Annotated in this window: 10 protein-coding genes; 1 reads left to right on the plus strand and 9 read right to left on the minus strand. The window is 68.9% G+C overall.

Features of this window, described 5'->3' with window-relative positions; all coding sequences use genetic code 11:
* Positions 1-135 precede the first annotated feature (135 nt).
* The 5 genes from pbpC to ABIE04_RS07830 all read right to left on the minus strand — a co-directional run bounded on the left by pbpC (position 136) and on the right by ABIE04_RS07830 (position 13,187).
* A complete protein-coding gene (gene pbpC, locus ABIE04_RS07810; RefSeq protein ID WP_354549823.1) occupies positions 136-2,526 on the minus strand; it encodes a penicillin-binding protein 1C in 2,391 nt (796 codons plus the stop codon).
* A gap of 140 nt (positions 2,527-2,666) precedes the next feature.
* Positions 2,667-7,664 carry an alpha-2-macroglobulin gene (locus ABIE04_RS07815; RefSeq protein ID WP_354548342.1) on the minus strand — a complete coding sequence of 1,666 codons (4,998 nt, stop codon included), beginning with the start codon at positions 7,662-7,664 and terminating at the stop codon, positions 2,667-2,669.
* A gap of 102 nt (positions 7,665-7,766) precedes the next feature.
* Entirely contained in the window at positions 7,767-8,645 is an 879-nt protein-coding gene (locus ABIE04_RS07820) for an alpha/beta hydrolase (protein WP_354548345.1), read from the minus strand.
* Positions 8,646-8,743: 98 nt separating this feature from the next.
* Positions 8,744-10,753, minus strand: coding sequence for a S1 family peptidase (locus tag ABIE04_RS07825; RefSeq protein WP_354548347.1), 2,010 nt, complete (start codon positions 10,751-10,753; stop codon positions 8,744-8,746).
* Positions 10,754-10,934: 181 nt separating this feature from the next.
* Entirely contained in the window at positions 10,935-13,187 is a 2,253-nt protein-coding gene (locus ABIE04_RS07830; RefSeq protein ID WP_354548349.1) for a TonB-dependent receptor, read from the minus strand.
* A gap of 154 nt (positions 13,188-13,341) precedes the next feature.
* Here ABIE04_RS07830 and ABIE04_RS07835 point away from each other — a divergent pair, with 154 nt between their 5' ends.
* On the plus strand, positions 13,342-17,991 hold the full coding sequence (locus tag ABIE04_RS07835) for a DEAD/DEAH box helicase (protein WP_354548352.1): 4,650 nt from the start codon (positions 13,342-13,344) through the stop codon (positions 17,989-17,991).
* A 32-nt stretch (positions 17,992-18,023) separates the two neighbouring features.
* Here the strand turns inward: ABIE04_RS07835 and ABIE04_RS07840 are convergent, their stop codons facing one another.
* The 4 genes from ABIE04_RS07840 to glk form a co-directional block, all read right to left on the minus strand.
* On the minus strand, positions 18,024-19,085 hold the full coding sequence (locus tag ABIE04_RS07840; RefSeq protein WP_354548354.1) for an acyltransferase family protein: 1,062 nt from the start codon (positions 19,083-19,085) through the stop codon (positions 18,024-18,026).
* Positions 19,086-19,245: 160 nt separating this feature from the next.
* A complete protein-coding gene (locus ABIE04_RS07845; protein WP_354548356.1) occupies positions 19,246-21,546 on the minus strand; it encodes a beta-N-acetylhexosaminidase in 2,301 nt (766 codons plus the stop codon).
* 122 nt (positions 21,547-21,668) lie between these two features.
* Positions 21,669-24,389 (minus strand): TonB-dependent receptor, encoded by a 2,721-nt coding sequence (locus tag ABIE04_RS07850; protein ID WP_354548359.1) that lies wholly within the window; start codon positions 24,387-24,389, stop codon positions 21,669-21,671.
* Positions 24,390-24,495: 106 nt separating this feature from the next.
* Positions 24,496-25,599 (minus strand): glucokinase, encoded by a 1,104-nt coding sequence (gene glk / locus ABIE04_RS07855; protein ID WP_436410359.1) that lies wholly within the window; start codon positions 25,597-25,599, stop codon positions 24,496-24,498.
* Between the last annotated feature and the right edge of the window lie 246 nt (positions 25,600-25,845).

Genomic DNA, 25,845 nt, shown 5'->3' on the forward strand with positions numbered 1-25,845 from the left:
CGGAAAGCAGAGACGCGGCACGACCTCGTCGCGGGGATGCGTTGCGGATGGACGGCACGGTGCATGCCGCCATCCTGGCAGCGGCCGCTTAGTTCTTTCTTAAGCGAACCCTGCCCCGACGCAGGCTCGGCGAGGTCATGACGACGGCCCCACCACGCGCAGCGCGAGGGTGGCGAAGGCGCCGTCACGAGCGAGCGCGGTGATGCGGTAGTCGCCGGCCCGCGGCAGGCTGATCGCGATCGCGGCATCGGCTTCGCTGCTGCCTTGCAGGCGGCCGTTGAGCAACCATTGTACGGTGGTCTGCGTGCCCAGCGCGTGCAGCGTGACGCGCAGCGGCTGCTCGCTGTTCGGTGCGCGGCGCAGAGTGACGCCGTTGCCCAGGCCGGCGATGCGAATCGGATTGGCGCGGTCCAGCGAGTCGGCGGCGCAGCCGGGCGCAAGCGGCGGCAGTGCGGAGTTGGCGCGGTCGTCCGCGCTCAACCATGGCGTGGCCAGCGCGGGCCAGCGCGCCAGCTGGATCGTGCGCTCGTGGCTGGCGTGACAGGCGCCGCTCAAGCGCTGGCCTCTGGCATTCACGCGCAAGGTGAGCAGGCCGGACGACCACGCGCCGAGGTCGCGTTCGGCAAACGTGGGCGGCAACGCATCGTCGAGCACCCACGCGCTGCGGTGCTGGCGGCACAGCGCGGGATCGGTGGCGGCGACCGCGCCGCCGAGCGGCCAGCAGATCCCGACCGACTTCACGCTGGCCGGTTGCGCCCGCGCGCGGCCGCCGCGCGAGGGCAGCATGTCGACGATCTGGAACAGCAGCGGCAAGGCGGTCACCGCGCCGTACTGGCCGGGCGACGGCGTGCCGTCCGGACGGCCGATCCACACGCCGACCGTCCAGCGGTCGGTGACGCCGATCGACCAGGCGTCGCGGTAGCCGTAGCTGGTGCCGGTCTTCCAGGCCACCGTGGCGTGCCGATCGATCGCGCCGGCGAGCGGACCGCCTTCGACGTCGGCCGGGTTGCTGGCGAGGATGTCGCGGATGATCCACGCCGCGCCGGGCGACAGCAGCCGGCGCGGGCGCGCGGGTTGTTCCAGCGTGTAGCGCGGCGTGCCGGCGATGCCGCCGTTGGCGAACGCGGTGTACGCGCCGACCAGGTTTTCCAGCCGCGTGGACGCGCCGCCGAGGATGATCGACAGGTTCGGCTGCGCACCGGCCGGCAGGCCGAGATCGACCCCGCCGTTGGCCAGCCGCGCAACGAAGCGGTTCGGCCCGACCCGATCCAGCACATCCACCGCCGGCACGTTGAGCGAGCGCTGCAGCGCCTCGGCGGCGCTGACGGGGCCGCTGAACGCTTCATCGAAATTGCCCGGCTTGTAGCCGCCGAAGTCCTGCGGCGCGTCGACCAGCAGGCTCTGCGAGTGGATCAGGCCGTCGTCCAGTGCCAGGCCGTACAGGAACGGCTTCAAGGTCGAGCCGGGCGAGCGCGGCGCGTTCACCATGTCGATGTAGCCGTGCCGCTGCAGATCGGCGAAGTCGCTGGTGCCGACGTAGATGCGCGCTTCCAGCGTCGCGTTGTCGACCACCAGCAGCGCCGCCGACGTGTGTGCCGGCAGGCGCGACAGGTACGCGCTGACCCGATCCTCGGCCGCGCGCTGCAGGTTCGCGTCGATCGTGCTGGCGATGCGCCGTGCCTGCGGTTGCTGACGGTGCAGGCGCTCGGCCAGCAGGGCCGCGGACAACGGCGCGCGCAACGAACGCGCCACCACCGGTTCGATCGCCGCGTCGCGCACCTCGGCCGCACTCCACCCGCCGAGGTCGCGCATGCGCTTGAGCACCTTGTCGCGCGCGGCGCGTGCCGCCTCGGGATGGCGGTCCGGCCGCAGCCGGCTGGGCGATTGCGGCAGTACCGCGAGCAGCGCCGCCTCGGCGTGCGACAGCCGGCTGGCCGGCTTGCCCAGGTACGCCCACGAAGCAGCCTCGACGCCTTCGATCGGACCGCCGAACGGCGCGTGGTTGAGGTACAGGTCGAGGATCTGCGCCTTGCTCAGATGCGCTTCCAGCTGCAGCGCGCGGAAGATCTGCACCAGCTTGCCGCGGAAGCTGTGCGGGATCGGCTGGATGATCCGCGCCACCTGCATGGTCAAGGTGGAACCGCCCGAGACGATGCGGCCATGGCGCAGGCCACCGGCGAGACCGCGCAGCAGCGCATAAGGATTCACGCCGGGATGGCGGTAGAACCAGCGGTCCTCGTAGGTCAGCAGTGCTTTGAGATACAGCGGCGAGACCTGCTTCGCCGTGGTCGGGTAGCGCCATACGCCGTCGCTGTCGGCAAACGCGCGCAACGGCGTGCCGTCGCGCGCCAGCACTACGGTACTGCCGGTGTCGGGGGCGGGCAGATGGAGGGGAAACAGGCGGTCGAGGATGACGGCGACGAGCAGCGGTACGCCGACGACGACGAGTGCCGCGCGCAGCCAGCGCCACACGCGAAAGCGACGCGTGGCGTTGAGCGGCGTGGCGGAAGTGGTCGCTGTCATGATGCGGGCCGGCTGCCTTGCTCCCTCCCCTGCAACGCAGGGGAGGGCTGGGGTGGGTGCTCTTCGTCATGCCGAAGCGAAGGTCAAAAGCTTTACCCCCTCCCTGCCTCCCCCTGCAAGCAGGGGGAGGAGCAAGAGCGACGTTACGGCTCGACCACGGTGATCTTGGCCGGCTCGACTTTGCCGATGCCGCGCACCGCGGGACGATACATATCCTCCACCAGCGGCGGCGGCACGGTGTACGTGCCCGGCGTCACCGCGCGCACCAGGTAGAACGCGCGGGCCTGGTCGCCGCGGCTCAGGTTCAGCGCGGCGGCGTAGCGGTCGTCGCGGTATTCCTCGTGCACGATCTGCGCGGCGGCGGCGTGCTGGTCCAGCTCGATGCCGTCGATCACCACGCCGGACCACGACTGCGCGCCGCCGAGGTTGAGGTTCTCCACCTCCAGGCCGCCGGGCAGCAGATCAGTGACCAGCGCGTCGGGGACGTTCATGCGCGCCTCGATGCTCAGTTCGACGATCAGCGTGTCGCCCTCCTTCAGCTGGCTGCCCGTCCACGGTTTGCCGTCGGTGGTGAAGTAGCTGCGCCGCACGTCGATCTGGCTGTCGTCGGCCGCAGGTGCCTGCCGCGGGATGCCGGCCACGTCGAGCGTGGCGAAGATCGCCGCGTCGCTGGTCGGCTGCACGCTGACCCCGGCGTCGAGCTCGGCCACGCTGAGCGCGCGGCTCCACACGCGCTGGTCCGGCGCCGCCTCGGTCTTGCCGTTCACGGTAATCGTGGCGGCCAGCGGCGCATTGCTCTTCGCATCGAACGCGCGTGCCACGCGGGCGATCGCGGCCTGCTCCTGCGTGCTCAGGTACGACCACGACCAGCGGTAATCCTTGTCCTGCTGCTGGCGCTGGCGCACGTTCGCGCTGGCGTTGCGCGCCCAGTCGACCAGCTTGGCGTCGTAGGCGGGCTTGCTCATGCCGTAGGTATGGGTGAGCGCGACCATCAAGGCCAGGTCGCGCAGGTCCGAACCGTAGTCGCCGACGTACCAGGGACGTTCCTTGCTCCACGCGAACGCCTCGTCGATAGCCTGCTGCGCGCGCTCGTTGTCGCCCATCAGCTTCAGCGCGATGCCCAGATGCACCAGCGGCAGCGGCGCGACCAGCTTCTGCCGTTCATTGTCGAAAATCGCACGCAGCGTGCCCAGCGGCGCGCGGTTGACGCGGGCCAGCACGAAGCCGGAGTACGCCTCGTCGGCGATGCGCAGGTGGTCGTGCTGCTCGTACTCGTAGTACGGATGGCCGCCGGCAAGCAGGTCGTCGTTGAGCCGCTGCAGCGATTTCTGCAGCACGTCCTGCGGCACCGCGAAGCCGGCGTCGCGCGCGTCCAGCATGAAGTCGACCACGTACGGCGTGGTGAAGGTGACGATCGGACTGCTGCCGCCCCAGAAGCTGAAGTGGCCGTTGCTGGCCTGGAACGAGGCGATCCGCGACAGCGCGCCGTCCACCGCGGCCTTGCGCACGTCGTCGCTCATCACTTGCGCACCCAGCGCCTTGGCCGTCTGGCCGTCCAGAATCAGTGCGGCGTAGCCCTTGCTGGTGGTCTGCTCGATGCAGCCGTACGGGTAGCGCAGCATGTCGCGCAGCGCGGCCGCATACGGCAGCGGCGGCAAGGTGCTCAGGGTGATCCGCGCGTTCACCGTGGCCGGCAGCAGGCCGGCAATCGCGGCGGCGCCGAAGCGCTCGGGCTTGCCCGCCTCCAGCGCCATGGGCGTGGTGCTCACCGTTTCCGGCCAGGCCGGGCGCACCGCGAATTCGAAGTGGCGGTCCACGCTGTAATCGTTGAGCTCGGCGTGGATGTCCACCGTCGCCACCGCCGCGCCCGCGCCGGCGGTGACCGGCATATGCAAGGTGGTGCCGGCGCCGTCCTTCAGCGGCACGCTCTGCGCGGCCTTGTCCACCGTGATCGGGCCGCCGCCCTTGACGCTGACCTTGGCCGTGCCGTCCTTGCCGGAAAGGTTCTTCAGGTCGAGGCTGATCACCGCCTTGTCGCCGGCCGCCATCACCCGCGGCGTGCTCGGCTCGACCACCAGCGGCGCGCGCACGGTGACCGTGCCGTCGGCGTTGCCGTAGCGGCTGTCGGTCCAGGCCAGGGCGGCCAGGCGCAGGCTGCCGTTGAAGTCGGGTACGTCGACGTGCAGCGTGGCCCTGCCCTGTGTGTCGAACGCCACCGGGCCGCTGAACAGGTCGACGATCTGCACCTTCGGGTTGAGCCGCGTGGCCTTGGGCAGCGCCGCGCCGCTCATGTCGCCGCCGTAGCGCAGCTTGGCCTCGGCGCCGTCCATCGCCTCGATGATGCGGCTGTACAGGTCGTACGCATCCACGCTCAAGGCACGTTTGGCGAACAGCCACGCCCACGCATCGGGCACCGGGTAATTGGTGATGTTGAGCACGCCCTGGTCTACCGCGGACAGCGTGACGAAGGCTTTCTGCCCGGCCAGACCGGTGGCCTGCACGCTGACCTCGAGCGGGTTGCCCGGACGCATCAATGTGGGCGCGTCGAGCTTGAGCGGGATGCGCCGGTCGTTGCGGTCCATCGCCACGTATTCCACGCCCATCGCGCGCGCTGGCGTGGTGTGCTCGGCCGCCTCGCCGCCGCGGAACACCAGCGCCGTCACGTAGACGTCGTGGCGTTCCCACTCCTTGGTGACCGGAATCTCGAAGTCGGCACCCGCTTTCGCGTCGATGTTCTTGGTGTAGAGCAGATGATCCGATTCCACCAGCAACACGCCGGGGCCGGGCTGCGGCGGCGTCACCGTGACCTTCATGGTATCGCCGGCGCGGTAGCGCGCCTTGTCCAGCTGCAGTTTGACCTTGTCCGGGCGCGCCTCCTTGCCCAGGTTCTCGTCGTCCCAGCTGTAGCCGGCGAAGAACGGGAACACCGTGGTGAGTTTGGTGGCCGGGTCGTACACCTCGACCCGGTAGCTGCCCCACTGCACCGGGAATTCCACCTGGGCCGACTTGCCGGCGGCGACGTCGATGTCCTTTTCCTCGATCAGTTGCAGGCGCTGGTTCGCGTTCGACTGCCAGCCGCCATCGCGCTCGTACAGCCAGTAGAAATCGCGCAATTCGCGCTGCAGGCGCACCTTCAGATGCGCGCCGGCGACCAGTTCGCCGTTCGCATTCGCACGCACGATCTCGAAACCTACCGGGCTTTCGCTCTCGGCGCCCTGCTTCGGATCGAACAGCGGGCGCACGCCGACCAGCGCGTCGGCCGGCCAGTAGGTGCGCTTGAGCAGCCGGGTCACCGCGCGGCCGCCGCTCTCGTACACGCTGCCGGACAGGGTCACCGCCAGCGGCGCGACCGGTTTGACGTCATCGGGCAACGCCACGTCCTGCTCCAGCGCGCCTTGCGCATCGAGCTTGGCGTCGACCACGTCGTCGGCGCTCTTCGGCAGCTCGACCAGCGGGTTGCCGAAGAAAGTATCGGCCATCTTCGGCAGCGGATGCACTTCCGGCGCCACCAGCAGTTTCGCGGTGAAACGGTTGCCGTCGGCCGGCGCGCCGTACAGGTAGCTGGAGGCGACCTTCAGCTTCAGCGGCTCGCCCGGCGCCAGCCGCGTTTGCGGGCTGGACAGCTCGACCTTGAGCCGCTCGGGCAGGAACTCCTCGACGTGGAACGGGAACGCCTGCACGGTCTCCTTGGCTGAAGGATCGAGGCGGAATTCCAGCTGCCACAGGCCGGTCGGCGCATCGGCGGGAATCGCCTGGCTCAGCTCGAAGTAGTTGAGCTGCTGCGGCTCCAGCCGCTTTTCCACCAGGGTACGGCCGTCCGGCTGCTTCACCCGCACGAACAGCGACTGCGCCTTCATCGGCTTGCCGTCGTCGTCGCGCAGCAGCGCCGAGGCGCGCAGCGTCTCGCCGGGCCGGTACAGGTCGCGGCCGGACCAGGCGTACACCTCGAACGGCGCCTGTTTGCGGCCGCTGATGTCGAAGTTGGACACGTCCAGCGCGGGCCGGTTGAACGGCAGCACCGAGACGTCCTTGCCGTGGCGCGCCACCAGCACGTCGGAGGCCTTGACCTTGTACGCGAGCAGCGCGTTGCCGTCGGCGCCGGTCGTGGCCTTGAGCTTGCTGCGCCCGGCCGCGTCGCGGATCTCGATATCCACCGCGTTCACCGGCGTGCCGTCGCGCAGCGAGGCGACGTGCAGCAGCACGTTGTCGCGATACACGCGCAGGTGCAGGCCGAGGTCGCTGACGAAGAAGGTGGCGGTGTCGTAGCCGTCCTTGAACGTGCCGCCGGCCTTGACCACGGCCATGTAGACGCCCGGCTGGGCCAGCTCCTTGATGTTCTGCACCGGCAGGTAGGTGACGGTGCGTTCGTTCGGCTCGCCGCCCAGCGTGTAGTGGTTGGCGTAGACCGAATCGGCGATCTCGGTGATCGGCATGCGGCTGCGCCGCTCGTCGCCCTCGCCGCAGCTGTTGTAGTAGGCGACGTCGTGGTCGAGTTCGTAGCTGTCGCGGTGGCCGTTGCGCGGGTACGCGCAGAACAGGTCGGACAGCGCGTCGTCGCGCACGCGGAAGAATTCCACGTCGGCGTCGTGCACGTTCATCGACACCAGCGGCAGGCCGCGGGTGCCGCGCGCCGGCAGCACGCTGCCGTGCGAGGCGAAGCCGACCGCCGCCGGCAGGTTGCCGGAATACACATCGTGCTTCACCGCGTGGCCGAGGGTGCGGCCGTCGGCGGCGAGCAGGCCGGCTTTCAGCTGCACCGCATAGCGCGTGTTCGCCTGCACGAACGGGAAGCGCAGCGTCTTGCCGTCGTTGTCGAGGCTCCAGCTGCCGCTGACCACTTCGCCGTTCGGACCGGTCACCGCGATCAGCGTGTCGAACGCCTGCGCCGAAGCCAGCGTGGCGTTGAAGCGCAGGGTCAGCGCGGTGCGCGAGTCGCTGGTCTGCGAACTGGCCGAGACCAGTGCGAACTCCGCTTTCGCCTGCGCCGGCGCGGAAGCGCTGCCGGCCGGCGCGCCCTGCAGGGCCGGCTTGCCGTTGTCGGGACCGCGGTGGCAGGCCGCCAGCAGCAGGCCCAGCAGCAGGGTGATCAGGACACGCGACAAGACTCGGCGCGAAAGGCACTCGTACGATCGACGCGACATGAAACCTTCTCCCTGTAGGTCTGCGTGGGAGTATCGCCGGAATTCATGGCGGCTTGGTGGCGCGGATCGGGCGCGCGGGCGGACGCTGCGGCTTGCTCGCCGTCAATGCCGCTCGGACAGCGTCTGCCGACCCAGCCAGTCGGCCAGTTGCATCAGCACCTGGCCGCGCCCCGGCTCGGCTTCGTTGAACAGCTCGTGGTATAGCGTCGAGAAGAAGCGCGTGGTGAGCTGCCCGCTCGACGCTGCCTTGCGGGCAAACGCGCGGCTGCCGGCGGGGTCGACCAGGCCGTCGCTGTCGGCCACCAGCAGCAGGGTCGGCAGCGGCAGCGTGGCGGCATCGGCGATGCATCTCGCACCGTCGCGGAAGATGAAGTCGGCCAGCCGCGGCGTGATCCAGCCGTGCCGCAGCGGGTCGCTGCGATAGTCGGCGACCACCTGGCGGTCGTGCGAGAGCTGGTCGAAATCCAGCCCGTTGCGCAGCGGCAGGTTCGGCGCGATGCGGCTGAGCACCCGCGCCAGGCGGATCATCCCCGGCGATTCCCAACTGCGCAGCGCTGGCGAGGACAGCACCAGCGCCGGTGGCGTGATGCGGCCGTCCAGCACCGCACGCAGGGCAACCAGCCCACCCATGCTGTGGCCGAGCAGCAGCGGCGGATGCGGCAGGCCGTTGGCGTAATCGTTGAAGACGGTAGCGAGGTCTTCCAGCAGGTCGTCGCCGTGGCGCAGGCCGCCGCGCCGTCCCGGGGTCTTGCCATGGCCGCGCTGGTCGTAGCCGCGCACGGCGTAGCCGCGCTGGTTGAACCATTGCGCCAGGCGCCGGTAGCGGCCGCCGTGCTCGCCCAGCCCGTGCACGATCAGCACCGCGCCGCGCGCCTGCGGCAGCGGCCAGTCGCGCAGGAACAGCCGCTGGCCGTCGGCCAGGTCGAGCCAGGACGTGTGTTCGGTGCCGTCCGCAGGACGGTTCTGCAGTGCCGCGTGCATGGGTGGTTTTGCGTCCGTTTCTCTGGTCCGGCGCCGCCGCGCCTGCCGTATGGGCCGGCGCGGATTCCGGTTGGCCGGGATCCGCGCCTGTGCATCCATCAATGTTCCGTGACCCGCATGTCCTTCGTCAGCAGGTCGAGCTTGCCTTTCATATCGGCCTGGGGCTGGGTGCCCGCGGTGCCGTAGAAGGCGGTGTACAGCACCGTGGACGGCTGGCCGGCCGCGCCGGCCGGGGCGACCACGGCATTGATCATCATCAGGTCGTTCTCGTAGCGCGCCACGGCATTGTAGGGATATTGCCGTTCCGCCAGCTTGCGCCAACGGCTGCTCAGGTCCTCGTCCAGCCCGGGCGGCGGGGCGGCGTAGCGCTGGACGTTGACATTGTTGTGGTCGTCGGAGGCCGAGTCCTTCCAGATGTCCACGTCGCCCACGTCCCACACCGGCTTGCCGTCGTCCAGGAAGAAGCGGAAGCCGAGCCACAGCAGGTTGTCCGGCTTGACCGGCTGCAGGGTGGACGGATAGGAGAACGCCACCCGCGGCGAGGCGTAGCTGAAGCGGCGGTCGTAGTCGAAGTCGATGCGGATGTCCTTCAACGTGGCCGGCTGCAGTGCCGGGTTGCCGAGGAAATCCTTCCACTGCGTGAGGGTGCCCTGGTAGGTGACGTAGACGAAGCTGCTGATCTCGTCCAGGTCCAGCATCGTGTCGTGTTCGTGGGCGGGCGGCGCAAAGCGCACCAGCATCACGCTGCCGTCCGGCACCAGGAGCGAGTACGTCACCACGAAGGCGTTCGCATAAGGCAGCGGCCACACACCGATGCGCCAGGATCGCTGCCAGCGGTCGATGTGGGTCGATTCGCGGACGGGCTTGCCCAGCGAGGTGATCTTCACCTTCTCGCCGGCGACCGCGCGCTGGAACATGCCGGTTCGCGCCAGCAGGTCCATGCGCGACTTCGCGTCGCCGTAGAACGTCGCCGCGGCCATCCCGTCGGGCCGGCGCAGGCGGACCAGTCCGTTGCGCGCGACCCCGCCGGTGGCCACGTAGCCATTGCCGTCCAGCGCGAAAGACCGCGTCTGCTCGCCGACACGCTGCCATTCGCCGTCGCTGCCGCGCACGATCAGCGTGGGAAAGCCGTTCAGTTGCGTCTGCTGGTGCAGCAGGCGTGCCGAGCCCGCGCCGTTCGGGAACAGGTTGGCGGACTCCTTGGCGAGCAGCGCCTTCAGCTGCGCATCGCTGTTGGTGTCCATGCGCGACTGGAATTCGTGGTAGAAATCGCCCAGGCCGGCGGGCAGCGCGAACTGCGCCTTGAGCTGGCCGTTCTGGATCGTGTCGAACAGGTCGAGCTGGTAGGAGAGGCGCGACTCCATGACGGCCCGGCCGGCCGGTGCGTCCAGCACCTCGCGGATCGGCAGCGCGTAGTTGAGGTTCTCGTTGGCCGACTTCATCAGCACCACGCCGATCAGCTTGCCGTCCTTGTCCAGCAGCGGGCCGCCGCTGTTGCCGGGCGAGGCGGCGGCGGAGAAGCGCATCCACTTCCAGGCGCCGTCCTGCTGCTCCGGCGTGTCGGAGGTGTACAGGCCGTCGCGGATCACCACGCCGGTGCCCAGCGCGTTGCCGACCGCGTAGACCACCTGGTTGAGCGCCGGAGTGGCGTCGATCTCCAGCGCCGCGTCGCCCGCCGGCGGCTGCGCCAGCGTGAACACCACGAAATCCTTGCCCAGCGAAAATTTCTCGATCTTGCCGATGGGGTACACGCGGCCGGTGGCGTCGCGCAGCTCGGGCGGCCCCCACAGGCTGTCCGCCCCGGCCAGCAGCACGTGGGCAGCGGTGACATAGCGGTTGTGGCCGATCGCGAACGCCGTGCCGATGGAATAGTACTTGTCGGTACGCTCCTGGTAAGGCAGCAGATCCAGCGGCAGCGGCCTCTCGTAGGTCAGCGGATCGCTGGTCGGCTTGGCCTGCACCACCTCGAAGGTGGCGGCCTGGATCTTTGGCAGCATCGCGGGATCAAGGCTGGCCGCCCGTGCCGCCGACACGCCCGCCAAGCCCAGGCCGGACAGCAGCACCAGCATGCCGAGCCGGCGGATCGCTCCCTCGCACCGTGTACGCATAGGTTTCCTTTGCCCCAAGCCGAGGCGGCCACCCGCGGACTCCCCTCGGCATCCTCGCGAGCAGCGGCCGGCATGCATCTTGGCATGACCGCGCGCCGCTTGCATGGCATGCGCAGGGCGCGGCGCGGGCGGGATGCCCATGCCCCGCCGCGCGGGGCACGGGCAGGTCCTGAACGGGCCCTTACAGCTCGGCGCGGAATTCCACGCCGATGATGCGCGGGTCGTTGACGAACGCGGTGCGGTTGTTGAAGTCGATCGCGCCGGTGATCGCCTGCTTGTCGGTGATGTTGCGGCCGTACAGGGCGATCTCGCGGCGGCCGTAGTCCCAGTTGTAGCCGAGCCGCACGCCGCCTTCCAGCAGCGGCTTGCCCTTGAACTCGGCCGAGTCGTACAGGAAGAAGTTCACCTCGCTGCGGTAGTTCCAGTCGGTGTAGACGAAGAACTCGCCGCTGTCGCCGTACGGGATGCCGTAGCGCGCGGTGAGCGTGCCGATCCACTTCGGCGCATTCGGCAGGGTGTTGCCGTAGACCAGCGCGTTGCCGTTGGCGCTGAGCGGGTCGAGGATGGTGCAGCCGGAGCCGCACACGGCCACCGCCAGGTTCGGGTCCTTCAGCTCGGTGTGGTTGTAGCTGCCGCCGGCGGTGAGCACGAAGTTCGGCGTGAGGTAGGCTTCCAGGTCGAACTCGGCGCCGTAGCCCTGGGTCTTGCTGGCGTTCAGCAGGCGCGTCACGTTGATGTCGCCACCCACCGCGGTGAGCTGCTGGTTGTGCATGTTGAACGTATAGACGTCCGCATTGAAGCGCACGTGGTTGTCCATGCCGGTGGTCTTCACGCCCAGCTCGTAGCTGGTGATCGTCTCGGGCTTCGCCTGCGAGATGAAGTCGGCGAACAGCACGCGGCCCTGCACGCTGGGCGCGCGGAAGCCGTTGGCGATGCGTGCGTACACGTTGACGTTCGGGCTGAGCGTCCAGGTGCCGGTGAGGTCGCCGCTCCAGCGCGCGTCGTGCGGCTGCGCGGTCTGCAGCAGCGGGCCGCCGCCGATCGGCGACATCACCCGGTCCACCTTGAAGTCGCGCGAGTCGTGCGACCAGCGCGCGCCGGCGCGCACCTCGAAATCGTCGGCGAGCTGGTAGTTGGCCGAGCCGAACACCGCCCACGCCTTGGTGCGCTGGGTCTGCGTGGCGTAGCCGTCCAGGGCGTGGTTGTTGAAGGTGGCGTAGTCGAAGTTGCTGATCGCGATGTCTTCGTCGAAATAGTAGGTGCCGACCTGCCAGTTGAGCTTGTCCTGCCCGTTGCTGGCGAGGCGGAATTCCTGGGTGATCTGGCGATCGTGCGGCAGCGCGTCGGCGGTCTCGGCCGGGAACGGGATGAAGCCCGGGCCCATCGGCGGGTGGAAGCTCGCGCCGTAGCCGCCGTCGACGTCGCCGAGGCTGTAGGTGGTGGCGCGCTCCAGCCCGGTGATCGAGGTGAAGGTGGTGTCGCCCAGGTTCCACGCCAAGTGCAGGTTGCTGCCCCAGCTGAACAGGTGCTGCTTGTTGCGGCCGTCCTGCGAGACCTTGTCGCGGTCGAAGCCGGGCACGAAGCTGGGATCGCCCAGTTCGATCGCATTGGCGCGGTTGACCATCGCGCTGCCGTCCAGCCAACGCGCGTGGCCGTTGATCAGCGCGCTGAAGCCGCCGTTCTCGTACAGCGCCTGCAGCCGCACGGCGCGGTCGTTGTAGCCGCCCAGCACGTTCTTCTGGCCGGTGAAGGTGTTGTCGATCCAGCCGTCGCGGTGCTGCGCCAGCGCGGAGATGCGGCCGGACCAGTGCCCACCCAGCGCGCCGCCCAGTGCCGCTTCGGCGTTGGCGGTACCGAGCGAGCCGTAGGAGACGCGGGCGTAGCCGCTGGTCTCCTGGCTCGGGCGCACCGACTCGAACTTGATCACACCGGCCGGCGAGTTGCGCCCGAACAGCGTGCCCTGCGGGCCGCGCAGCACCTCGACCTGAGCCAGGTCGAACAGCGGGAAGCCTTTCAGGATCGGGTTCTCCTGCACGATGTCGTCGTACACCATCGACACCGGCTGCGAGGCGTTGAGGTCGAAATCGCTGTTGCCCAGGCCGCGGATGTAGAAGCGCGGGAACTCGCGGCCGTAGGACGTCTCGGCGTACACGCTGGGCGCGCGCGAGGCCAGCTGCAGCACGGTGTCGCCGGACTGGCCGAACGCCTCCAGCTTGTCCGGCGTCAGCACGGTCAGCGCCATCGGCACCTTCTGCATGTTCTCCACCCGCTTCGAGGCGGTGACGTTCACCGTCTGCAGCTCGGTGGTCTTGGTCGCCGGCGTCTTGGCCGGCGTGGCCGCTTCCTGCGCCAGCACGGCGGAAACCGGCAGACCAAGAGCGAGCGTGATCGACAAGGCAAGCACGGCGGAACGCGGCGGGCGGGCGACGGACATCAGGTTTTCCCCAGTTGGAAAGGCAACGGTACGTAGCCGTATTGTCATACAAGGGTGGCGGCGGCGAAAGCGCCGGGTCCCGATCCATTGCCAGCAACCCGATCCGTCCCCATCTAAGATGCGTCCCTTGCCCTGTCCTTGCGGGCCCGAATACATGCCACTGCAAGATTTCCACCCCGCCGTCGCGAACTGGTTCCGCGCCGCCTTTCCCGCGCCCACCGCGGCGCAGGCCGCCGCGTGGCCGTCGATCCGCGCCGGCCAGCACACCCTGGTCGCCGCGCCGACCGGCTCGGGCAAGACGCTCACCGCCTTCCTCGCCGCGATCGACACGCTGGTGCGCGAGGGCGTCGCGCATGGCGGCGTGCTGGCCGATGCCACCACGGTGGTCTACGTGTCGCCGCTGAAGGCCTTGTCGAACGACATCCACATCAACCTCGAAGCGCCGCTGGAAGGCATCCGCGCCGAGCTCGAAAAGCTCGGCCTGCCCGACGTGGCGATCCGCACCGCCGTGCGCACCGGCGACACCCCGCAGGTCGAACGCAACCTGCTGCGCAAGCAGCCGCCGCACATCCTGGTGACCACGCCGGAGTCGCTGTACGTGCTGCTGGACTCGGCCTCGGGCCGTTCCATGTTGTCCGGCGTGCGCTCGGTGATCGTCGACGAGATCCACGCCATCGCCGGCAGCAAGCGCGGTTCGCATCTGGCGTTGTCGCTGGAGCGGCTGGAGTCGCTGTGCCAGCGGCGCCTGCTGCGGATCGGCTTGTCGGCGACGCAGAAGCCCATCGAGATGGTCGCCGACTTTTTGGTCGGTGCCGGCGAGAACGCCGCTCTTGCTCCTCCCCCTGCTAGCAGTGGGATGTTGGGAGGGGGTAAAGCTCTTGATCTTGATGAAGCAAAGAGCACCCCACCCCAACCCTCCCCTGCGAGCAGGGGAGGGAGCACAGCAACGATCATCGACGTGGGCCACGCCCGCCCGCGCGACCTCGCCATCGAAGTGCCGCCGGTGCCGCTGGAAGCGGTGATGTCGAACGACAGCTGGGAGCTGGTCTACGATCGCCTCGCCCAGCTGGTGCAGGCGCACCGCACCACCCTGGTCTTCGTCAACACGCGGCGCATGGCCGAGCGCGCGGCGCGACATTTGTCCGAGCGGCTGGGCAAGGAAGTCGTGGCAGCGCATCACGGCAGCCTGGCGAAGGAGCTGCGGCTGGATGCGGAGCAGCGGCTCAAGCGCGGCGAGCTGGCGGTGCTGGTGGCGACCGCGTCGCTGGAGCTGGGCATCGACATCGGCGAGGTCGACCTGGTCTGCCAGCTCGGTTCGCCGCGCTCGATCGCCGCCTTCCTGCAGCGCGCGGGCCGCTCCGGCCACAGCATCGACGGCACGCCGAAGGCGCGGCTGTTCCCGGCCACCCGCGACGACCTGATCGAATGCACCGCCCTGCTCGACTGCGTGCGCCGCGGCGAGCTGGACGCGCTGGTGATGCCGCCGCAGCCGCTCGACGTGCTGGCGCAGCAGATCGTCGCCGAAGTCGCCTGCGCCGAGTGGGACGAGGACGCGCTGTACGCGCTGGTGTGCCGCGCGTATCCGTACCGCGATCTCGCGCGCGCCGATTTCGACGCGGTGGTGCGCATGCTGGCCGAAGGCTTCACCACCCGCCAAGGGCCGCGCGCGGCCTACATCCATCGCGACGCGGTGAACCGGCAGCTGCGCCCACGACGCAGCGCACGTCTCACCGCGCTGACCTCCGGCGGCACCATTCCCGACACCGCCGACTACAAGGTGGTGCTGGAACCGCAGGCCATCATCGTGGGCACGGTGAACGAGGACTTCGCGGTCGAGAGCATGGCCGGCGACATCTTCCAGCTCGGCAACACCAGCTACCGTATCCAGCGCGTCGAGCGCGACCGGTTGCGTGTGGAGGACGCGCACGGCGCGCCACCGAGCATTCCGTTCTGGCTGGGCGAGGCGCCGGGGCGCAGCGACGAGTTGTCGTTCGGCGTGTCGCGCCTGCGCGAGGAAATTTCCGCCTTGCTTGAGCCCCTCTCCCCCCGGCGACCGTCAGGGAGTCCCCTTGCGGGTGAGAGGGGTGGGGGTGAGGGTTCGGGCGAAGCCATGAACTCCCACGCTCCGAGCGTACCCTCACCCCCAACCCCTCTCCCGAAGGGAGAGGGGAGCAAAGAGGCCGCGCTCGAATGGCTTCGGAACACCCTCGGCCTCCCCGACCCCGCCGCCCAGCAACTCGTCGAATACCTCGCCCGTGCCAAGGCTGCGCTCGGCGTGCTGCCGAGCCAGCGCACGCTGGTGCTGGAGCGCTTCTTCGACGAGTCCGGCGGCACCCAGCTGGTGATCCATACGCCGTGGGGCAGCCGCATCAACCGCGCGTGGGGACTGGCGCTGCGCAAGCGCTTCTGCCGCCAGTTCAACTTCGAACTGCAGGCGGCGGCGACCGAGGATGCGATCGTGTTGTCGCTGTCGACCAGCCACAGCTTTCCGCTGGAGGAAGTGGCGCACTACCTGCACTCGAACACCGCCGAGCACGTGCTGGTGCAGGCGCTGCTCGATGCGCCGCTGTTCCCCGCGCGCTGGCGCTGGAATGCGGTGACCGCGCTCGCGCTGCCACGCTTCACCGGCGGCAAGAAGACGCCGCCGCCGCTGCAGCGCATGAAGAGCGAGGACCTTCTCGCCGCGGTCTTTCCCGACCAGGTCGCCTGCCTGGAAAACATCGTGGGCGAACGCGAGGTGCCGGATCACCCGCTGGTCAACCAGACCATGCATGATTGCCTGCGCGAGGCGATGGACATGGATGGGTTGCTGGCGATCCTGCGCAAGCTCGAAGCCGGCGAGATCGCCATCGTGGCGCGCGACCTCACCGCACCCAGCCCGCTCGCCGCCGAAGTATTGAACGCTGCCCCGTACGCCTTCCTCGACGACGCGCCGCTGGAGGAGCGCCGCACCCAGGCCGTGCAGACCCGTCGCTGGAACGACGCCGACAGCGCCGACGATCTGGGCCGGCTCGACCCCGACGCGATCGCCGCGGTACGCGAAGAAGCCTGGCCACAGGTACGCGACGCCGACGAGATGCACGAGGCGCTGACCTTGCTGGGTTTCGTCACCGCCGATGAAGCCGCCGCCAACCCCGGCTGGAACGAGCGGCTGCAGGCGCTGGCGAAGGCGAAGCGCGCCACCCGGCTCGGCGACGTGTGGACGTCTGCCGAGCAGCTGCCGCTGTGGCAGGTACTGCATCCCGCCGCCCCGATGCAGCCGCCGATCGCCGCACCCGCCGAATACGCCGCGCAGTCCTGGACGCGCGAGGACGCGCTGCGGGAACTGGTGCGCCATCGCCTCGGCGGGCTCGGCCCGGTCACCGCGAACGGGTTGACGCAATCCATCCACGCCGACGCCGGCGAAGTCGAGCAGGCGCTGCTGCGGCTGCAGTCCGAAGGCTACGTGATGCAGGGCCGCTTCACCGCCGACGCCAGCGACACCGAGTGGTGCGAGCGGCACCTGCTGGCGCGCATCCACCGCTACACCATCGGCCGGCTGCGCCGCGAGATCGAGCCGGTCAGCCGGCGCGCGCTGATGCGCTTCCTGTTCGACTGGCAGCACGTGTCGGCGACGACCCGGCTGAGCGGGCCGGACGCGCTGGTGGCCACGCTGGCGCAGCTGGAAGGCTACGAGGCCGCGGCCGGCGCGTGGGAATCGGAGATTCTGCCAGCGCGCGTCGAGGACTACTCGATCCACTGGCTGGACGAGCTGTGCCGCGCCGGTCGGATCGGCTGGGCGCGCCTGCGCACCGGCAGCGGTGGTGGCGGCGGCCCGGTGCGCAGCACGCCGATCGTGCTGCTGCCACGCCGTGGAATGGCCGTCTGGACGTCTGTTGTAGCGTGCGACCCGCAAGAGATCCTGCTGTCCTCGCGCGCGCAGGCCGTCGCTGACGCGCTGCGCGAACACGGCGCATTGTTCTTCGACGAACTGCTGGATATCGCCCACCTTCTGCGCACTGAACTGGAGGATGCGCTGGGCGAGCTGGTCGCTGCCGGCCGGGTCAGCGCGGACAGCTTCGCCGGCCTGCGCGCGTTGCTGCTGCCCGCAGCGAAGCGCGACGGCGCGCGGCACCGGCGGTTGCGCCGGCACCAGTTCGGCGGCATCGAGGATGCGGGGCGTTGGTCGCTCGCACGTACCAAGAGCCCCCCTCCCCAACCCTCCCCTGCGACCGAAGGAAGTCCTTTGCGGGCAAGCAGGGGAGGGAGTACAGGCGCCGCTCTTGCCCCTCCCCCTGCGCGCAGGGGGAGGCCGGGAGGGGGTGAAGCTCTTGATCCCGACGCGATCGAGCACATCGCCCGCACCCTGCTGCGCCGCTACGGCGTGGTGTTCTGGAAACTGCTGGAGCGCGAAGCGCCGTGGCTGCCGTCGTGGCGCGAACTGCTGCGCGTGTACCACCGGCTGGAGGCGCGCGGCGAAATCCGCGGCGGGCGCTTCGTCGAAGGCCTGGTCGGCGAGCAGTTCGCCCTGCCCGAGGCGATCGCACCGTTGCGCGCGATACGTCAGCGCGCCGACGACGGCGAACTGGTCTGCCTCAGCGGCAGCGACCCGCTGAACCTGGTCGGCACCGTGCTGATCGGCGACAAGGTGCCGGCGCTGGCCGGTTCGCGCGTACTGTACCGCGACGGCGTGCCGATCGCGGCGCTGGTCGGCGGCAAGCCCGCCGCGCTGGTCGAGTTGTCGGCTGCCGACACCCAGCTGGCAAAGCATGCCCTGCTGCGTTATCCGCCCTCGCTGCCGGAAATGCCGGCCGCCGCACGCTGACGGCATGGGCTGCTTGCGGGGCGCCGGCGTCGCTAGAGCTTGAAATGGACGCCGCGCCGATCCATCGCCCACACGATCAACCACCACAGCATCACGAAGGCTGCGGCGAACGCCAGCGACGGCGCGTATGGCCCGAACCACGGCGTCATCCAGCCGGCGAACAGGTGCTGGTAGATCGGCTCCTGCCAGCCCAGCGCGGGCAGCAGGATCTGCATCAGCTCGGAGCCGGCGTAGGCGGCGATCGCGTTGACGCCGAAGCGTCGGCCCAGCGCGGGCCAGCCGCGCCGATCGATCAGCCAGTGGAAAGCCAGCAGCGCCAGCGTGGCCCAGCCGGCCGTCCACAGCACGAACGACGGCGTCCACAGGTTCTTGTTCAACGGCAGCCACAGCGACCACAACGCGCCAAGCAGCAGGCAGGCGATGCCGGCCAGCAGCAGCGCCCGGAATTTTTCGCGGCGCAGCCAGCAACCGGCGCGCAGACCCAGCAAGGTGCTGGCCAATGACGGCAACGTGCCGAGCAGACCTTCCGGATCGTGACCGCGACCGGTCGCCGGATCGATCAGGTAGACGAAGCGGCCGAATACCGCGCTGTCGACACGGCTGGCGATGTTCGCCCACGGCTCCAGCGAACCGCCGAGCAGGAGCAATCCCCAGTAACCGAGCAGCAACGCCGCGATCGCCAGCCACTGCGTGCGCGATTTCGTGTAGACCGCGAACAGCGCCACCCCGGCGAAGCACAGCGCGATCCGCTGCAGCACGCCAGGGAAACGCAGGTGCGCGTGCGGCAGCAGCCACGCCGCCACAACATTGATCGCCACGCCCAGCGCGAGGATGCGCAAGGCACGCCACATCGCGGCGCGGGTCAACGCGGCCGGCGAAGCGCCCTGCTCCAGCCGCGGCAGGATCGCCAGCGCCACCGACACGCCGACCACGAACAGGAAGAACGGAAAGACCAGGTCGGTCGGCGTGCAGCCGTTCCAGGCCGAGTGTTCCAAGGGTGCGTAGACATGGCTCCAGTCGCCCGGATCGTTGACCAGCAGCATCGCCGCCACGGTGCAGCCGCGCAGGGCGTCGAGGGAGGCGAGGCGCTTCATGCTGTAAGAAAGCGCAAAAGCGCCGTGATCCCTCCCCCTGCAAGGGGGAGGTAGGGAGGGGGTAGCTCAGGGTCGCCGGAAAGATCAAAAGCGAACCCCACCCCAACCCTCCCCTGCTGCGCAGGGGAGGGAGCAGTGTGACTCGCTCGCCATTCGGAACTCATGGCTCCAACGCCACGCTGCCGATCGCATACAGCGGCCCGTCGATCGGCGCGGTGTAGATCAGGCACAGCGCATGTTCTCCCTGTTGCGCCGGCAACGCTGCGGTCAGTGTGAAGTTGCGCGCGCTGCGCGCGGGATCGGGCAAGGGCATGCTGGCCAGCACGGGCCCGTCGCATTGGTCGGCATGCACCACCAGTTCGCCGAACGGCGTGGCGTGCTGTCGCGATACCACCAGCTTCTGCTCGTGCGCCAGCGCGAAGTTGCGCGGCAGGCGCACCGCATCGACATGGATCGCCGTGACACCATCCATCCAGATGGCCGGAAGTAGCTGGCAGGCGTCGAACACGTTCACCGCGTACGCCGGCTGGGTACCCTTCGCGTCGGGCATGGGCTGCAGGCGCAGGCGGAAATCGCTGCCGGGGCAGTTCGGCAAGGTGCTGCCGGGCAAGCTGAGCAGGGCGGCGCGATCCAGCACGCGTTCGCGCGGCGCGGCGAGCCGGCTGCCGTCGGCGGCGAAGCTGGCGGCGCGCACGCGGATCGGCAGGGTCACGTTGAACGGCGCGGTGTAGCGCGGCGAGGCAGGCGTGGGTGCGCTGCCGTCCAGCGTGTAATGGAGGGTGCCGAAGTCCGTCTGATTCGACAGCGTCACCGTGGCCTTGCCGGTGGCCAGCGCCAGGTTGCGGTCGGTGGCGATGTCCACCGCGAAGGCGCTGTCGGCGACGTTGACGTGCTGGGCACGGTAACGCCCGAGCTGGGCCGGCAGGCGGGCCAGGAAGCCCGGCCAGTGGTTCGCGCCGGGCGGCGACCAGGCCACTTCGCTGAGCGCGTCCAGCCGCGGGAAGGCAGCGTGCTCGACGTGGCCGAACGTGGGCATGTGCTCGGTCCACAGGTTGGCCTGCACGCCCAGCACATGCTTCGCCTGCGTGGCGCTCAGCACGCCGGGCACGGCCTGGAAGGCGTATACATCCTTCAGCGATTCCACGCCGAGGCGGCCGGCGTACTCGTCGGCAAGGCCGCCTTGCACGTGGTCGAAGTACAGGCCCGGCGCGGGCGACAGCACCACGTCGTGGCCGAGCAGCGCGGCCTTGATCGCACCGTCGGTGCCGCGCCAGGACATCACGGTGGCGTCGGCGGGCAGGTTGTCGCCTTCGAGGATCTCGTCCCAGCCGATCAGCTTGCGACCGTGCTTGTCGAGGTACTGGCCGACACGGTCGATGAACCAGCCCTGCAACGCGTCCTCGCTGGTGATGCCCAGCGCGCGCATCTTCGCCTGCACCGCGGGCGAGGCCTGCCACTGATCCTTGATCGCCTCGTCGCCGCCGACGTGGATGTAGGTCGACGGGAACAACGCCATCACTTCGTCGAGCACGTTGTCGATGAAGGTGAAGGTGTCGTCGTCGACGTTGTAGAGCCAGGGGTTCACGCCCCAGTCGGTGGAAACCCCGGGTTGCCTGCCGGTGACACCGAGCCGCGGATACGCGGCCACCGCGGCCTGCGCGTGGCCGGGCATGTCGATCTCCGGCACGATGGTGATGTGGCGTGCGGCGGCATAGGCCACCACGCGGCGGATGTCGTCCTGGGTGTAGAAGCCGCCGTAGCGCTGCGGCTCGCCGTCGTGCCCGGCATCCGGCGGCGTGCGCCACGCGCCGACGCGGGTGAGCTCGGGGTAGCGCTTGATCTCGATGCGCCAGCCCTGGTCGTCGGTAAGATGCCAGTGGAAGGTGTTGAGCTTGTGCTGGGCCATCTGCTCGAGCAGGCGCTCGATCTCGTCGACCGTCTGGAAATGCCGCACGGAATCCAGCATCAGCCCGCGCCAGGCGAAGCGCGGCTGGTCGCGGATGGACAGCGCAGGCACCTGCACCGCGCCATGCTGCGCATCCGGCGTGAGCAATTGCCATGCGGTCACCGCGCCGTAGAACAGGCCGGCGGCATCGCGCGCGCTGATGCGCATGCCTTCCGGCGTGACGTCCAGCGCGTAGCCTTCGCGGTTCGCCACCGGCGCCGCCGGGTCGATCCGCAGCACGATCGCATGCGCCGTGGCCGCGCCGTGTTTCAGCGGCAGGCGCAGGCCGCGCGTGCGCGCGACCAGGTCGACCAGCCAGGCGCCCGTGCGCCGGGTCGAGGCCGCGTCGTCGGCGAGCACGACCGGCGTGTGCGCGTCGACCGTGAAATGGCCGGCGTCGACGCGCAGTTGCGCCGGCAACGGCAGCAACGGCACCGGCGGTGCGGCGGCATGGGCGGACCCGGCCAGTCCCATCGCCATGGCTGCCCAGCCCAGCAGGATCAAGCGGCGTGTCATCGGCAATCTCCGTGGCGGTGCGTGCACCACGCTAGCAAAAAAACGGGCCCGACAACTTTTGCCCGGGCCCGCGTTGGGGAGAAGTGCGAAGCCGTCCATGGCTCGCGTCATGGTGAAACGGTTCAGAGCTTGAAGCGCAGGCTCAGGTAGTACTGGCGGCCGTTGTCGTAGAACGCATACGGCTGTTTCCCGTAGGCCGCGTTCTGGGTGTAGTACTTCAGCTTGGGCTTGTTGAGGTTCATCCCATCCAGCGACAGCGACATCCAGTCGGTGAGCTGCACGCCGAACGACGCGGCGAGGTTGCCGATGCCCTGCTGGAAGTAGGTGTCGGTGCGGCTCACGCCGGCATAGAACTGCGAGCGGTAGGTGTAGCTGATGCGGGCGTTGAACCGCTTGTTCTCGAAGTAGCCGGAGAGGTTGTAGGTGTTCTTCGAGGTGCCCTGCAGCGGCTTGTCGCCCGTGGCATGGCCGTCGGCGTAGGTGTAGTTGGCCTGCACGCCGAAGTTGTCGCCGATCGGCTGGATGTAGTTCAGCTCCACGCCGCGGACCTGGCCGTTGACGTTGCGCGGCACGCTGATCAGGTAGTTGTTGAACACGTCGGTGCCCGCGGCGGCGGATGCCTGCATGTCCTTGAAGGTGCGCACCTCGTTGCCGAAGTTGACGTAGTCCTTCAGGTTCATCGCGTACACGCCGGCCGACAGCAGGCCGCGCGGCGCGAAGTACCACTCCACGGCGGCATCGAAGTTGCTCGAGATCAGCGGCTTGAGCTGCGGATTGCCGCCGCTGCCGGTGTGGGTAAGGTCATCGGCCGACACGTAGCCCGCCAGCGCCGAGTAGTCCGGACGGGTCATGGTCTGCGACGCGGCGAAGCGCAGCAGCAGGTCGTCGGTGACGGCGAGCTTGAGGTTGGCGCTGGGCAGGAACTTGCCGTAGTCGTGCTTGTACGTGTTCCAGTAATAGTCGCCGAAGGCCGAGCCGGTGATCGGGCCGGTGACCGTGGTCGCTTCCGCATCGGGCGCCGTGCTGGTGTAGCCGATGTTCTCCTTGGTCTGCACGTAGCGCACGCCGACGTTGCCGCTGGCGATGCCGGAATCGAAGTTCAGCTGCACATAGGCGGCCGAATCCTTCTCCTCGACCTTGTAGACGTCGTTGAAGTAGAAGCGCGAGACCGGATCGCGGTTGGCGAACTGCGCGTCGATCTGCGCCAGCTGGGCCGGCGTCCAGTACCAGATCGGACCGGGGAAGCTGCCGCCGAGCGAGCCGTTGAAACCGCCCGGATAGCTGCTGTAGGTGCCGGTCGGGTAGGCGGCCGGATTCTGCCAGTCGGAGGCCCAGTTCGGGCCCTGCGCGACCTCGAACGGGTTCTCGCGCGTGTGCTTGGCGTAGCGGGCGCCAAACTGCAGCGAGGTGATCGCGCCGTCGTCGAAGTTGAGCTCGCCGTCGAACTGCGCCCAGTCCTCCTTGTCCTTCACCTTGATGCCCTGGCCGCCGAAGATCCAGCCGGCTGCCGGCAGGATGCCCGATGGCGAGGTGTTGTCGCCACCCAGCGTCCAGTTGATCGGCTTGCCGAGGCCGCGCATGTCCCAGCTGGCGCCGGCGCCGCCGGCAGTGCCCAGCTCGATCACGTCCTGGGTCGGGCTGCTGCCGGTACCGCGGGTGGTGCCGATCTGGCCGGTGAAGGTGAGATGGTCGGTGGCGCGCCAGTTCGCGCTAAGCGTGAGGTACTTCGACTCGGAAGCCGCACCGGGGCGCGAGATCTGGTCGTACACGCCGTAGGCGCCGGTGCCGCCGGCGATCGAGCCGCTGGTGACCACGTTGTTCTGGATCGAGTTGGCGGTGAGCACGCCGCCGTTCGCCAGCGCGCTGCTGGCCCACATCATGTAGTTGCGGTTGTAGTTGTCGGCCTTGAGCTTGGAGTAGAAGCCGTTGAGGTCGAGCGTGAGGTTGTCGGTCGGCTTGATCTGGAAGTCGATCACGCCGCCCTTGCGCTCGCGCTGCTGGGTGAACAGCACCGCGCCGATTTCGTTCGGGTAATAGACAGTGTTGCCGCCGACCGTCGTGGGCAGGTAACCGCCCACCACCTCCTGGCCGTTGCGCTGCAGGCTGCGCTTCTCGTAGAAGCCCTGCACCAGCACGCCGACGGTGTTGGCGTCGTTCTTCCAGTTGAACAGGCCGCTGAACTGCGGTTTGGTGTCGCCGGGAAGATCCGAATACACACCACCGATCGAGGCTTCGGCCGTGACCGGCTTGGCGAACTCCAGCGGCTTGCGGGTGATGATGTCCACCGAACCGGCGCTGCCGCCTTCGACGATGCTGGCCTCGGAGGTCTTGTGCACCACCACCTGGCTGACGATCTCCGACGGCAGCAAGGTGTAGCTGACGCTGCGGCCCACGGTCTGTACCTGGCTCAGCACGAACCAGTCGCCGGTGCCCACGCCGTGGCCGTTGACCAGGGTCTGGGTGAGGCTCGGCGCGGTGCCGCGCAGGCTGACGCGATCGCTCTCGTCGAAGCCGCCCTCGCTCGCGCTGGACGAACTGATGTTGACGCCGGGCAGGCGCTGCAGCGTGTCGGCCACGTTCTTGGCCGGCAGTTTGCCGATGTCCTCGGCGGTGACGACCTCGACGTGCGAGGCCGCATCCTTCTTCAGCGCCAACGACTCGGCCTCGCTGTTGCGGATGCCGGTGACGATCACCGTGCTCAGGGTCCTGGCCTGCTTCTCCTTCGCCTGGTCCTGGCTGGATTGGTTGTCGGTATTCGCCTGGTTGTCCTGCGCATAGATCGCACCGGATACGCACAGACCGGTGATGATGCTCGCGGCTAGCAATGTCTTGTGGTAATTCATGATCTCCTCCCCTCAGAGGCTGGCTCGAATCAAGACCGGCATGACGACGGTCGCGGACGTTGTGTAGTGGTTTGGCTTGGCGCCATGTCGCCGGATGGCATTCATCTCACTCTCCTGGACGCTCATCCAGAAACCAGCCTGCGGCGCCAATGACACCAAGCTGGCCGTGCTCGATCAGTCGTACTGGAACCTGCTGCAGATAGGCGCGCATCACGCCCTTGTTGAAATAGCGTTCGGCGAAGCTGCTGGACAGCAGGAACGGCTGGATCTGCGGCAGGATCCCGCCGGCCAGGTAGACTCCGCCGCGGGCGCCGTACAGCAGCACCAGGTCGCCCACGAAACTGCCGAGCAGACCGCAGAACACTTCCAGCGCCTCCACCGCGGCGCCATCGCTGCCGTCCAGAGCGGCGGCGGTGATTTCGGCCGGGGTCAGCAGGCGCGAAGGGCTGCCTTGCAGTTCGCACAGCGCGCCGTAGAGTTTCAGCAGGCCAGGGCCGGACAGCGCATCCTCGAACGACACGTGCGCACGCTCGCGGCGGAACAGGCGCAGGATCTCGATCTCGCGCTCGTTGCCCGGCGCCAGCGACACCTGGCCCGCCTCGGTGGCCAGCACCTGCGCGCGCGGATGGCCCGGCAGCAACACCGCCGAACCCAGACCGGTGCCCGGCCCCATCACCAACGCCGGCCCGCTGGCCGCCGGTTGCGCGGTCTCGATGATCGGCCGGGTCTCGTCGGCCGCGATGAACTGGGTGGCGTAGGCAACCGCCTCGAAATCGTTGATCACCGCCAGCCGCTGGATGCCGAGGCCGTCGCGAATGTCGCGGATCGACACCGGCCACGGCAGGTTGCCGTTGACGATCGCGTCGTCCAGCACGTAGCCGGCGCAGGCCACCGCGCAATGACGCAGCTCGCCGCGCAGCGCCGCATGCGGCGTGCTCGCCAGCTGCGCGACGAAATCCTGCAGCATCGCGGTGAGGCTGGACCAGTCGGCGCAGCCGTAGCGGTGGTAGTGCAGCACGCTGACCGGGCGGCGGCCGTTCGCGTTGCCGACGACCAGGCCGATGCGCGCATGCGTGCCGCCGACGTCGGCGGCCAGGAACGGCTGCTGCGGACCCGGTCCTGACGCACCGGCCCCGTTCGTTGCCGATGCCTCGGCAACGGCCGTCGCCGACGCTGCCGCCGCATGACGCTGGTTTGCAACTTCCCCCACTGCGTTCTCCCGTGGCCGGTGACTCCCCGAACCGACCGTGCTGGCACGAGCCGGGTACGGCCTGATTCGGGCGGAGTCTGCTGTCGAAATGACAACGTTGTCAACCGGGTCCGCCACAATTTCCCGGACATTCGATGTGGCGACGCAGCATAACTGCCATGACACTCCTGAGCCGTTCCTCACGAAGCCGCGTAGATGGCTTTGTACGGCGCATGCATGGGCCATCGTGCAGCCATGGCGCGGTCT

It is taken from the genome of Rhodanobacter soli, from assembly GCF_040548735.1.
Lineage (GTDB): Bacteria > Pseudomonadota > Gammaproteobacteria > Xanthomonadales > Rhodanobacteraceae > Rhodanobacter > Rhodanobacter soli_A.